The 13,688-nt window shown below is 42.5% G+C and carries 11 protein-coding genes and 1 other RNA gene; 3 read left to right on the top strand and 9 right to left on the bottom strand.

Going from position 1 to position 13,688, the window contains the following annotated elements:
• The first annotated feature begins 32 nt into the window (after positions 1-32).
• Positions 33-1,004, top strand: a complete 972-nt coding sequence (locus UE46_RS03350) for an L-threonine 3-dehydrogenase (protein ID WP_036063099.1) — start codon at positions 33-35, stop codon at positions 1,002-1,004.
• Between the two features lie 88 nt (positions 1,005-1,092).
• On the top strand, positions 1,093-2,418 hold the full coding sequence (locus tag UE46_RS03345; protein WP_036063101.1) for an APC family permease: 1,326 nt from the start codon (positions 1,093-1,095) through the stop codon (positions 2,416-2,418).
• Positions 2,419-3,010: 592 nt separating this feature from the next.
• Here the strand turns inward: UE46_RS03345 and ssrA are convergent.
• The 7 genes from ssrA to UE46_RS03310 form a co-directional block, all read right to left on the bottom strand.
• Positions 3,011-3,378: a transfer-messenger RNA gene (gene ssrA / locus UE46_RS03340) on the bottom strand.
• A 266-nt stretch (positions 3,379-3,644) separates the two neighbouring features.
• On the bottom strand, positions 3,645-5,552 hold the full coding sequence (locus tag UE46_RS03335) for a tetratricopeptide repeat protein (protein ID WP_143812865.1): 1,908 nt from the start codon (positions 5,550-5,552) through the stop codon (positions 3,645-3,647).
• Between the two features lie 80 nt (positions 5,553-5,632).
• Entirely contained in the window at positions 5,633-6,097 is a 465-nt protein-coding gene (gene smpB, locus UE46_RS03330; RefSeq protein ID WP_036063106.1) for an SsrA-binding protein SmpB, read from the bottom strand.
• Positions 6,098-6,112: 15 nt separating this feature from the next.
• Positions 6,113-8,470, bottom strand: a complete 2,358-nt coding sequence (gene rnr / locus UE46_RS03325; protein ID WP_036063108.1) for a ribonuclease R — start codon at positions 8,468-8,470, stop codon at positions 6,113-6,115.
• Between the two features lie 27 nt (positions 8,471-8,497).
• Complete coding sequence (locus UE46_RS03320) at positions 8,498-9,244, bottom strand: alpha/beta hydrolase (protein ID WP_036063110.1); 747 nt, start codon at positions 9,242-9,244, stop codon at positions 8,498-8,500.
• Positions 9,245-9,616: 372 nt separating this feature from the next.
• Positions 9,617-9,847, bottom strand: a complete 231-nt coding sequence (gene secG / locus UE46_RS03315; RefSeq protein WP_036063112.1) for a preprotein translocase subunit SecG — start codon at positions 9,845-9,847, stop codon at positions 9,617-9,619.
• A gap of 118 nt (positions 9,848-9,965) precedes the next feature.
• Complete coding sequence (locus UE46_RS03310; RefSeq protein WP_036063113.1) at positions 9,966-10,391, bottom strand: carboxymuconolactone decarboxylase family protein; 426 nt, start codon at positions 10,389-10,391, stop codon at positions 9,966-9,968.
• Between the two features lie 152 nt (positions 10,392-10,543).
• Here UE46_RS03310 and UE46_RS03305 point away from each other — a divergent pair, with 152 nt between their 5' ends.
• Complete coding sequence (locus tag UE46_RS03305) at positions 10,544-11,767, top strand: ISL3 family transposase (RefSeq protein ID WP_118907390.1); 1,224 nt, start codon at positions 10,544-10,546, stop codon at positions 11,765-11,767.
• 163 nt (positions 11,768-11,930) lie between these two features.
• Here the strand turns inward: UE46_RS03305 and UE46_RS03300 are convergent, their stop codons facing one another.
• Positions 11,931-12,674: an alpha/beta hydrolase gene (locus tag UE46_RS03300; RefSeq protein ID WP_036063599.1), complete on the bottom strand. Its 744-nt coding sequence runs from the start codon at positions 12,672-12,674 to the stop codon at positions 11,931-11,933.
• Between the two features lie 246 nt (positions 12,675-12,920).
• On the bottom strand, positions 12,921-13,628 hold the full coding sequence (locus UE46_RS03295; protein WP_036063602.1) for an alpha/beta fold hydrolase: 708 nt from the start codon (positions 13,626-13,628) through the stop codon (positions 12,921-12,923).
• Between the last annotated feature and the right edge of the window lie 60 nt (positions 13,629-13,688).

Here is a 13,688-nt window from a genome sequence, read left to right as displayed (position 1 = left end):
ATAGAATTTCTAATCCAATGGAGGTTTTTAAAATGAAAAAAGTACTTATAACAGGTTGTCTCGGTCAAATTGGTTCTGAATTAACGATGCGCCTTCGCGAAGAAAACGGCACGGACAGTGTCATTGCAACAGACATTCGCCGTATCGCTGGCAACGAAGTCATTGAAAGCGGTCCCTTCGAAATTTTAGATGTAACCGATAAAGATAAGATGATGGATATCGCACGCGAATACGAAGTCGACACCATTATCCATTTAGCAGCTTTACTTTCTGCTGTAGCCGAAGAAAAACCACAACTTGCTTGGAGCCTCAACATGGGCGGCTTAGTCAATGCCCTCGAGGTCGCACGCGAACTTAACTTGAAATTCTTCACACCAAGCTCTATCGGCTCATTTGGACCAGGTACACCAGCTGAGAACACGCCACAAGACACCTTGCAACGACCAACCACCATGTACGGCGTTACCAAAGTCAGCGGCGAGCTCTTATGCGACTACTACTTCCAAAAATTTGGCGTAGATACACGCGGCGTCCGTTTCCCAGGCTTGATTTCCTATAAAACATTACCAGGTGGCGGTACAACCGATTATGCCGTAGATATTTATTACGAAGCACTTAAAAATAAAAGCTACACCTCGTTCATCGATAAAGGAACACGCATGGATATGATGTATATGCCTGATGCGATCGATGCCATCATCAAATTGATGAAAGCGGATCCAAGCCGTTTAGTACATCGCAACGCCTTTAATATTACCGCGATGAGCTTCGAGCCAGAAGAAATTGCAGCTTCCATTCGTAAATTTATTCCTGAATTTGAAATGAAATATGATGTTGATCCAGTTCGTCAAACCATTGCCGATTCATGGCCAGATTCGCTTGATACCACGTGTGCTAGAAACGAATGGGATTTTGATCCGCAATACGACCTAGACCGTATGACAAAAGATATGCTGGAAAAGCTGACAAAAAAGCTGGAAAATGATACAGTAGTAAGGCATTAATAATTTTTTTAAGGGACTAAAAACAACTGTCAACGTGGCTTGGCCTCATTTTCTGCGCTAAGCCTCCTAGACAAGTGAGGGGAAACATATGGAAAATCAGAAACTAAAAAAAGATATTGGCTTTTTTACTGCACTAACCATTGTTATGGGGACCGTTATTGGCTCCGGCGTATTTTTCAAGCCTGAAGCTGTCTACTCTGCAACAGGAACCGCTGGACTTGGCTTACTGGCCTGGATTCTTGGGGGCGTTATCACTATTTGTGGAGGACTTACCGCGGCCGAACTTTCCGCAGCCATTCCGCAAACTGGTGGAATGATGATGTATCTTCAAAAAACGTACGGCAAATTAACGGCATACTTACTTGGCTGGGCACAAACCGTGATCTATTTCCCAGCAAACATCGCGGCTTTATCCATCATTTTTGCAACACAAGTCGCTAACCTTTTCGGAACTGGCGATCAAATCATCGTTCCAGTCGCTATTGCAGCCGCAGCTTTTATCATGCTTATGAACTTTATTAGTGCGAAAGTTGCAGGATCATTCCAAGCAGTGACCACGATCTGTAAACTAGTACCACTTATTTTAATCATTATTTTTGGACTTTTTCATCAAGGAGACGTTGCGTTCCGATTATTCCCAATGAGCGTAGCAGATCACCCATTTTTAACTAGTTTAGGTTCAGGCCTTGTTGCAACAATGTTTGCATATGATGGCTGGATCCACGTTGGTAACATTGCCGGCGAAATGAAAAACCCGAAAAAAGATCTTCCAAAAGCAATCGTATTCGGACTAACAGGCGTTATGGTCGTTTACCTACTTATCAATATTGCTTACTTATTAGTTATGCCTGCTACAGCGCTCGCTTCTACAGCAACGCCAGCATCTGATGTTGCTAATATCATTTTTGGCTCTATCGGTGGTAAACTAATCACTATCGGAATTTTAGTCTCCGTATTTGGCACAATTAACGGCTATACGATGACAGGGATTCGAATTCCTTACGCTATGGCCTTAGATAACCAACTACCATTCAGTAACTGGTTCAAAAAACTTGGCGCAAAGAGTAGTGTTCCTTACAACGGCGGAATTGTAATCTTGCTTATTTCAATCATCATGATATTCACCGGTCAATTCAATCAATTAACCGATATGCTTATCTTCGTGATTTGGATTTTCTACACACTTACATTCATTGCCGTCTTTGTCTTACGGAAACGAGAACCAGAGCTCGTCCGACCATACAAAGTCCCACTATATCCTGTGATACCAATCATTGCGATCCTAGGTGGTGCCTTCATCGTCTTCAATACCTTGTTCACCCAACCGATGAATGCCGGTATCGGACTCGTTCTAACTGCAATTGGTCTGCCAATCTACCTTTATAAAAAGAAAAAAGGACATTTTTCTGAATAACAGCTATAAAAGCATTGGAAACTGGTGTAAAAACCAATTCCCAATGCTTTTTTGTATTGTATAATAACGTCAAAAACGTCAAATTCCATTTTTCCATAAAATCCAAATTTGATAAATCATGCTATACTAAAAAAGTCGCCATCCCACTTTTTTCGCGTGTACCCAACGTGAAGGAGGTGCGAACATGACACGCTATAAACGATACAAGAAAAGACGACAAGAGCGAGATCAGTTTTTCATGAGGGACTTGATAACCCCTCTAGTTATTGGAATTGTATTAGCTCTTGTCAATTGGTTATTAGAAAGATTTTAGGCGACAAGAAAGCCCACAAGGTGATAAGGCTTGTGGGCTTTTTATTAACACGCTATAAACTTCTACCACAAGTATAACACCCTGCGAACAATATCACAACTTTTTATTGCTCCTTACAATTGAACAATGGATAAAATTGATCCGAAAATATCCTGATGTTTTTTTCATCACTATGACGTTCTATCCTTTTCCCAGAAACAGAAAACTCCCCTTAAAACGTTTTTATCAAGGCTTTAAGGGGAGTTTCTAGTTAAACAATATTCTTCTTTAAACTTCCAAAAATGGAGACGGTGGGAGTCGAACCCACGTCCAGAAATAACGGCACTTAGACTTCTACGAGCGTAGTCGTCGTATTAGAGTTTCGCATATACATCAGCCCGACAACAGGCTTCCATACAGCTAGTCTGATTGGTCTCTTTTTCGCAGCCCCAGACGGAGACTTAGAATCGTATCCCACTTAATTTGAGACCCTTACCGTAGCACATGGGCGATGCACGGAGGATCAGCTATCGACTGTTTTTACGCAGCGAAAGCTAGGTTGTTGTTAGTTTTGCCAGTTATTATTGGCTTTGACGTTTGTAACGAGGCCGATCCCCCCGACTCGCAATCCAAGCTCGAACTATCCCTGTCGAATCCGTAACGTCCCCGTGATAATAGAGCTTACTCCTAGTATATTGGCGACAACCGCTCGCTGAATACAAACGCTTTCGCTCAATTTGTTTAAAGCATAATCTTCGTTCTACCCAAAAGATAGGTTCCGTGATTCTGCATAATTTAGAGTTAAGATCAGTGTACCACGAGAAAAATGTTTCTTTTTCAAAACACCAAACGTGACAGTAACTAGTATTATACACGATTGGCCTACGAATGGCAAGTTAAAGCCAATTGCGCGTTGTTTGATTTTTTACAGCGATTACTCTTCACCTTGTACATTAAATGCATCCAATAATTCCATATAGCGCTCTTCGTCATCGATACTCTGGCCCCATCCATCGCCATACATGTAAATCAATAAGTCGTTATCGAACTGGGCAATGCCTGTTACTTCTCCGCCACCATCCAGCATCTGAATATAGTGATAATCTCCATCATTCATATAAACAAAATCAACACTCGAAACAAAACGCTCCTTCACATTCGTATTCTCAACTATTGCAAAAAATGCATCTTGGAATTCACTATCTAAAAATGTCTCTACCAGCGATCTCTGCGTCTCAACATTTTCATTTGCGACACCACTTTGAATCAATTTAAGATGTGCTTTATCTAGTATTCCATTCCCCGTATCAAACTCCTCATCAAATAAGCCTATTATAGCTTGGTAATCTGACTTCCCAACTTCGGTATCATCCCATCCAGCACCATAAATTTTTTGCAACATGTAATCTTGAAACGCTGCGATAAACAACAACTTGTCCTCGTCATCCACAACCTTAATATATTGACGCTCACCATCATCAAAAAAATCAGATGTTATACCAGCTCGGAATTGCTCCTTCAAATCGGAGTCCTCCATTAATTCTACAAACTCCTCTTGAAAAAAAGGATCAACTAATGCATCATCTGGTTCATACATATCCTCGGAAACGCTATCTTGAACTGCGGTAAAATTAGAAATCTCCTCAGAACCATCCCCAAACTCTTCATAAGAATCATCAGAATCACTGAAAAATTCATCATTACTAGAGTCATTTGCCATATTCCAGAATCCTATAAACCCTAAGATCACAAACGGAATGATGATAATTTTTGGGCTTATTTTTTTATTAGTTGCTTGTACCTTTGATAGCGGTTTATTTACCTCTTGATTCCGCACTTCCACTATCGGTTCAGCCTTCTCCACCTTAACTTTTGCGGGTTCATCTTTTATTATTACTGGCTTATCAATAACTTGGGCTGGTTTTGGTTTTGCAATAACCGCTGCTCCGAGCTGGCGCCTCGCCACGATTATGCTGCTCAAAACTAATGAGGCGAGCAACATGATAAAAACAATTACAATCGTAACCTTAGCCACATCATTACTAATTAAAAACAGCGGCAAACACACGATTATCATCCCAATAACAAAGCTCGTATTCATTTTAGCCGTTGTCATTCGCCCACGAAATAGCATTGCAAAAAATAGTCCGATTCGCCGAACTAACGCCACGAGCCAATTTCGAGTCGGATAAGCTTGCCGTACTAACCTCTGTGCCTCAGAATCATTTGGCGCCAATGCTAAAGCTTGCTCCGACAAATCACGAGCTACTTTAAAATCGCCCACTTCATAACTCAATTGCGCCAATCTACGAACATTCTCCACGTGGTTTGGATCAAGTCCCAGCGCTCGTTTCAAATACTCCCGCGCCACTTTTTTCTGACCGAGTTTATCCATCACGACAGCATATTTTCCAACATACTCCGCATCTCGCGAACCTAAAACGGCCGCTTTTTCAAAATAAATTGCCGCTTCTTTCAAACTCTGTTTCTCAAGCAATAGCCCCATCCGATACGGATAAAAAGCCTCACGCGTCGCATAACGCATCCCTTGTTCAATATAATATTTCTCCTTCGCATCATCGCGCCCAGCCCAAATCAGCACACCTAAATGTATCGCTTCCTCACAACGTGGATCCCATCGCAACGTCTCCTCAAGATATCCATTTGCCACATCCAGATCACGATCACCAAAAAAAGCCACATACGTCCAGCACAAATATCCCATAAACCCTCGTGGTTGCGCTTCCACATAACTCGTCGCCAATTCCCGAGCCGCCGCAATCTCCCCACTATCAACAAGCTTCATCAACGCTTCAAACTTCATAATTCTAGTTGAAATCATTTTCACACGCTCCCTAAAAAAATCTGCTAAAAAAGCCAAACAAATATGCATTCTCCTACATACTTATTTGGCTTCAAATCTTATCGCTGTCTTTCTTTAAACGCCCGCTCCACATCACGTTTCGCTTCTTTACTCTTCAAATCTTGACGCTTATCGTATTTCTTCTTACCCTTTGCCACACCAATCAGCACTTTTGCATAGCCATCCTTGATATACATTTTCAGCGGAATAATCGAGTACCCCGCCTCTTTTGTCTCACCGATCAACTTGCTAATCTGCTTCTTGTGCAGCAATAACTTACGCGTCCGCAGCGGATCATGATTATAGCGATTTCCCTGCTCATACGGACTAATATGCATATTATGCAGAAAAATTTCGCCACGATCGATTCGCGCATAGGCATCCTTCAAATTCACGCGCGCATTACGAACCGACTTGATCTCCGTTCCCTGAAGCACAATCCCAGCTTCAAAAGTCTCTTCAATCGCATAATCATGACGCGCCTTCTTATTTTGCGCTAGTAAACGTCCATCACCTTTAGGCATATTACATCTTCCCTTCTAACGGCGTGGTTTCTTCGGCTTCGTGCCCTTTGCCACACCTTGGTAAAATGGTTTTTTCTTTTTCTTCTTCGGTTGTCCAGCGTCCCCACCATCTTGCTTGCCTTTCTTACGCGAGGTATCGTTGTCCTTCCGTTTCTTATCGCCACTCGGGCGGTTTTTATTTTTCTTAAACGATTTCGAGATTTCCACCGTTTTCTTACTCCGCTTAAAGCCAGGCGTTTCCTTACCAAGACTACGAAGCGCAAAATCGATTTCGCGGTGATCCACGTCCACCTTCGTTACCTCAACCTCGACCTCGTCACCAATGCGGTAAACCCGACCAGTACGCTCACCAATCATAGCAAGCTGGTTTTGATGGAATTGGTAATAATCATCCTTCATCGTACTCACATGAACAAGGCCCTCAATCGTATTTGGCAACTCAATAAACAGGCCGAAATTCGTCACCGAACTAATAATCCCTTTAAAAATTTCACCAACATGATCCACCATATATTCCGTTTTCTTCAGCTCATCCGTTTCACGTTCCGCATCAACAGCACGACGTTCCATTTTAGACGTATGCTCTGCGATCTCAGGAAGGCGTTCAGCCCATTTCGCCATCGTTGCGTCATCAATATCACCATGGATCAAATACTCGCGAATTAAGCGGTGTACGATCAAATCCGGATACCTGCGAATCGGCGATGTGAAATGCGTATAGTATTCCGTTGACAAACCGAAATGTCCTAAGTTTGCCGTATCATATTTCGCCTGTTGCATCGAACGAAGCATGATTGTCGAAACTACCATCTCTTCTGGTTTCCCCTTAACCTCTTCCAAAACTTGCTGCAAAGCCCGCGGATGAACATCATTCGCCGTCCCCTTCACAACCAAACCAAAGTTCGTAATAAACTCGAAGAAACGCTGCAACTTCTCTTCCTTAGGATTTTCATGGATACGATAAATAAACGGTACTTGCATCCAGAAAAAATGCTCCGCGATACATTCATTGGCCGCCAACATGAACTCCTCAATTAGGCGCTCACCAGCCGAACGTTCCCGCGTCACAACTCCCGTCGGACGCCCCTCTTCATCCACAACAACACGCGCTTCCTTAAAGTCGAAATCAATCGCTCCACGCGCATCCCGTTTCTTATTCAAAACCTTCGATAAAGCATACATATCCTCAAGCATTGGCACGATTTCCGCATATTTCACACGCAAATCCGCATCCTCCGCCACTAAAATATCATTGACATCCGTATAGGTCATCCGCTCCGTCGTATTAATCACACTTTCAAAAATCTCATGCGAAACAACCGTTCCAGCGTCGTCAATCTCCATCTCACAAGACATCGTAAACCGATCCACATGTGGATTCAACGAACAAATCCCGTTCGACAAACGGTGTGGAATCATCGGAATAACCCGGTCCACCAAGTATACACTCGTACCACGCTCCGCCGCCTCACGATCAAGCGCCGAACCCTCCGTCACATACGAACTTACATCCGCAATATGCACGCCAAGTTTATGATTGCCATTCGGAAGTTGCGACACTGTTACAGCATCATCCAAATCTTTCGCATCCGCGCCATCAATCGTAATAATAACCTGATCACGTAAATCACGACGCGCCCCAATCTCGCTCTCCGCGATTTCAGCAGGAACTTTATTAGCCTCCTCCATCACATCATCCGGAAACGCAATTGGAATTCCGTGCTTATGAATAATCGACAAAATATCGACACCTGGATCATTCCGATGCCCAATAATCATTTTGACAATCCCACGCGCACGATTACGCCCCTCAGGGTATTCCGTCAATTCCACGATAACCTTATGACCATCCACAGGTTTCAGACCACTTGCAAGATCAATTTCCACCTGTCCAAAAGTCCTTTTATCATCCGGAATCACAATCGGATCGCCCATCAAATCTTCCATATACGTCCCAACAACTTGCGACGTTTTCCGCTCCACAATTTTATGAATCATACCCTCCGCTAAATTATCACCCTTAATCTTCGTGATATTAGCAAAAACAATATCCCCATTCATCGCGTTATTCACTTGCGTTGGCGGGATAAAAATATCATCCAGCTCTTGATCCTCAGGAAGCACAAATCCAAAGCCCTTCTCATGCGCCCGGAAAGTCCCCTTCACAAAATCAAGCTCCTCTGGGAACGCATAGCGATTCTTTTTCGTGCGAATCACATCTCCGCGATCTTCCATTGCCACAAGCGACTTCACCATCGCCTTAAAATCATCCGCATCTTGCAAACCCATCTCCGCCTCTAAATCATCCAGCGAAAACGTCTTTTTCGGCGATTCCTTCATAAACTCTAAAATCTTATCTTCAATTTTCTTCATTGTTTCCCTCCTCTCTCTTCGTAAAACTTAAACATGCCAATCAAGCGTATCTAAAAAGGCCAAAATATCATCTTGCAACTGCGCCTTTTCCTTGTCAATCGTAATAACATGCCCAGAATTCTCGTACCATTTCAGTTCCTTTTGATCTGACTCTACCTTATTATAAATCAATTCCGCCCCATTTACATCTACCATCTGATCTTTTTTTCCTTGAACAACCATAATTGGCGCATAAATCATATCAACTTGCGGAATAACATCCTGAATCTCATCCTTCAATTTCGCAATCGTATCCATCGGCGCGTCCTTATACGCCAACATCTCCGCATCAATCTCGCCCGGCGTCTTACCCTCATACTTCTTATAATTACGCACATAATCCAAAAACCCCTGAATAATCGGCGACGAACTATCCATCCGCGTCGGCGTACTCATCGCCACAATCCCTTTTAACGGCCGATTATACCCCAACTTCAGCGAGAAAAGTCCACCAAGCGAAAGCCCAGCCACCGCAATCTCCTCGTAACCAAGCGATTTCAAGCGATCATACGCCGCGAGCACATCCTGCCACCAATCATCCGGCCCCGTCGTCAAAAGAACATCAGGCGATACCCCATGACCACGATACTGCGGTGCATAACACGTATAATTATTATCCTGCAAAAACCGCCCCAACATCCGGACATCCGCTGAACTCCCCGTAAAACCATGCAATAAAAGTACCGCACGCTTCCCCGTCTCAAATAAAAATGGTTCTGGCGCCTTCATCTTCATATCAAAAAAACTCCTTCATTCTAAAAATATCATTACTCCCAGTGTACCGTCTCCACACACAAAATTCAAAAAGAAGGTGCTGGGGGGAATCAAGTTTAAGATGTCCCAAAAGACGTTCCAACGATAAGTTTGCATTCAATGACCGCGAAAGTGTCTCTTTATGTAGAATCTGCATGTTGCTCTACACAAATCAAATGCAATCGTTTGGTGTCTAAGGATCTGTATCTATAGTTCCGTCATGTTCTGCGGACACTAATGATCGAATGCTCTCTCCGCTCGCACTCATATTTGGGCGCTAACTCGCATTCGTTCGAAGCGCCCAAACAAAAAAATCCACCCAAAAATTTCCGGGTGGAGTCATCGCTTTTGAAATTACAAGAAAAATCCTAAAGCAATCAATATTGCAAAGAAGATTACCGCTAAAACGATCGTTGTACGATGTAATATACGCTCAAGTCCTCTTGCTTTTTGTTTACCAAATAGTTCTTCCGCTCCACCAGAGATAGCTCCGGATAACCCGTTACTCTTACCTGGTTGAAGAACAACTACGATTATTAACAATACCGATACAATAACAAGTAAAATTGTTAAGGCTGTATTCATGCACTTTCCTCCTAAAACCGTCCTCTTTTTGACTACCTTTTATGATAGCATATTTTGCATAGAAGGTAAAGCCTAAAAAAGAGGATTCACCAACAAAAACGGTAAATCCTCTCATTATTTACTTATCCTCTTTCGGTTGAAGCTGGCTCATGATTCCAAGTCGATTATATGCATTAATCGTCGCAATCAGCAAGTACAACTCACCAATTTGTTTCTCATCATAATGTTTCTCGAGTTCCGAATACACCGCATCAGAAACCCCGTGCTGATGAATAAACGTCACTTCCTCCACTAGCTCCAAGACAACACGTTCCTGATCACTATAAAACGGCGCCTCACGCCACGCATTTACACCCACAACACGTTGGATCGACTCTCCGTTCTCCAATGCCTCTTTCGTATGCATATCAATACAAAACGCACAATGGTTCAAGCTAGACGCATAAATTTTAATCAATTCTTGTAATTTCTTTGGAATACTGCTCTCCCGACCTAACGTATCCAACTTACCTAACGTTGCATAAGCCTCCGAGTTTTCCTTCATCAAATTAAAACGGTTCTATAATAAATGTTGGGGTAGAAAATAATCTACCTCAGCATTTTTTTGTTCTCATTTCAAGACAAAAAAATACACAGTAATATCAAAATCCTTTAAGATAAAAGTGACGAAACCCAATCCAAAGGAGCGATATTACCATGCCAGACCATTTTATCATACAACTCATCGGTTTAGAAAATAAAAACATCCAACTTCTTGATTATTCGATTGAAAATCATATCTGCCACATTCATATCCAACTAAAACGAAAAAAACATGCCTGCCCCTCTTGTAAAACACGGACAGATCGCATTAAAGACTATCGTACGCACACTTTCCAACATCTAAAAGTCGCAGAAAAACGTGTCTATGTGCACTATCGAAAACGCAGATATGCTTGTTCCTGCGGAAAATCATTTGATGAAAAAAATCAAGGACTTGTGGCACGCTATCAGCGTTTTTCAACGCTTTGGCACCAAGCGGCCCTTTTTCATAGTATTTCCGCTCCGTCCTTTACTTATACTGCTAAAACATTTGGGACCACCGCACCTAAAATTATGCGTCTATTCGACGCGCGTACAGAAGCCTTTTCCACGCCTCCCGTCTCTCTTCCTAAGGTCATCGCTATCGATGAGTTCAAGGGAGATACCGACAAAGGCAAATTTCAACTCATTATCGCTGATCCCATGACTCGTCGCCCCATTGATATCTTAGAAAACCGTCGCGCCAAAACCATTCAACGTTATTTAAGAGAACGCGGGCAGCAGGTAGAGATGGTTATCATGGATTTGAGTTCGACCTTCAAAAACGCCGTGCAACAAGCCCTTGACAAACCAGTTATTATTGCCGATTCTTTCCACTTCTCTCGCTACATCTATTGGGCGCTGAATAAAGTCCGCGTTCGTGTCCAACAACGTTTTTCAGAAAAAGATCGAAAACACGGGAAACGGATACAAAAACTCCTTTTCAAGCGATCTCATAAGCTGGACACAGCGCAAAAAAGCATCATTCGCCGTTACTTAAGCTTGCACCCTGATCTACAAACCGCCTACACCATCAAGGAAGCCTATCAGGCTTGGTTTGATGCCAATAAAGCACAAGAACGCCACGACGTTCGTCAATCCTTACACGATTTCTATCAACTCGTACAAGACAAACAGCTTCCAGAATTCATAAAAGCTATCGGTACTTTCCGACGCTGGGAAACAGAAATCATCAATGCCTTCATTTACCCACATCTGTCCAATGGTTTCGTAGAAGGAATTAACAACCGAACCAAAGTTATCAAGCGCACTTCTTATGGCTATCAAAACTTTTCACGATTCCGTGCCAAAATACTTGCCCAGCATTTTATCAAAGATTTTGACATTTCTGTAGGTTAAAAAGAGGTACAAGCCATTGTTTCTCTAGCTTGTACTTCGATATTTCACCCCAACAATTGACAAAGAGCCATTAAAACGTGCACTCATTTTACATTCCCCTCTCATCTGTCCATCCTATTTAAAAAAGAAGGAACACCCAGCTTTAAGGTATCCCTTCCATATCTTACATTACTTCTTGTTCTAGCCACATTAAATCGTCTAGGAAGTAAACTAAATCTTCGCCTAAAATATCCTTCTCACAGTCCGTTGTAATATCATGACCAGATCCAGCATAGAAACAAAGTTGCTTATCATCCGAGTGAATATTTTTGAAAATATAGTTCGCGTCATCAGCTGAGATTTCTTCATCCTGACAACCTTGTCCAATCATCGTCGGCACTTCAATTCGCTCGATATCGCTCGCCACTGCTTTATAAAACGCAGAACGCGCGTCTGTCATTGTTTTTATCTCAGGCGCATAATTAGCAAGCATGACTTCTGCTTCCGCGTCTGCAATTCCTTCTCTACTCATACTCTTTAATAGATACTTCTCCACTGGAATATATCGCATTTTACGGTTCACGTTCGCACATAATGGAGCGATTGCTTTCGGATTAAATGTTTCCGCCATTTTCAGAGCAAAAACACCACCCATTGCAGCGCCTACTATTGCTATTTCGTGATATCCTTGGTCCTGTAAATGCTTGTAACCCGCCTTCGCATCCTCATACCACATTTCAGGTGTGGTTTTTAAGAAGATTGCTGGTTCCTCGCCATGACCGCGATAATTCGGTGCATATACCGTATAACCATTCTCCGCTAGATATTCACCTAATTCTCTAACATCCTCTGTCGTTCCCGCAAATCCATGCAGTAATAGAACAGCCCGATTGCCTGCTTTTATAAGAAAGCTACGATCCGTACTCATGATTAATTGCACTCCTCCATCTTCCTTAACTTGCCCTCATTGTACGCCATATTGACGCCAATTGCCAGTTTTTGATTCGGATCCTGAAAACCCTTGCTACCAAAGGATTCAGCACCGTTCACAATCTCTATTTTTGGGGTAAGTAATTTATACAATAGACATATGATAACGCCAAACGGAGGAACTGTCAATCTAATTCTCACATAATAAACAGAAAAACATTATTTAGCTACTTTGTCCCTAGATTTACGTCACATCTTCGTCAAAAAAGGAAACAATAACCTGATGCAACTCACGCGTTTTTTGGCGAATCAAAAAATGCGTCCCATGATGAATAACAGTCATCTTACCGTGCTGAACCAAATTCACCATATTCCTAGTATCAGTCCTTGAAATCACATCGTATTCACCAATAATCGCCAACATCGGCGCTGAAATCCTCGCCAAATCTCTTTCTTTAATATGCGGATGAAAAATCATCAATCCCATCTGCGCCTTAACACGCCTAAAAAAGAAGCTGAACGGCGTCAGAAGAATCGAAAATAAATAACCAACGAAAGTAAAAATATTCGCCCACCATTTAATCTGGCTCGTATCATAATTCGTTCCAATCACAACCATCTGCACCTGCCTTTTGGGCTGATACATCGCCATTTCCAACGCAATAATCCCACCATCACTATACCCGATAACGCGATACCTATCTATTTTCAAAAAATCTAATAAGCATAAAATATCCAGCGCCATGACCTGAAAATCAAGCGGCCTGAAACCTAATTCCGACTTCCCATGACCACGCGAATCTACCGCAATCACTTGATACTCTTTTCGAAAGACGTCAATTTGTCTCTTCATCGCACCATGATTCTGCCCATTCCCGTGCAACAAAACAAGCGGCTCGCCTCTACCATAAATATGATAAGAAAGTTCAATTCCGTTCACATGTGCTTTCATCGTGATCACCTGGCCTTTTGCATAAGCTAAAGTATATCGGCGACAAGCGCTCGATTTGTG

Source organism: Listeria weihenstephanensis (assembly GCF_003534205.1).
GTDB classification, from domain to species: domain Bacteria; phylum Bacillota; class Bacilli; order Lactobacillales; family Listeriaceae; genus Listeria_A; species Listeria_A weihenstephanensis.
Note: the sequence above shows the minus strand (reverse complement) of the source record. Positions and strands in the feature narration are given on the sequence as shown.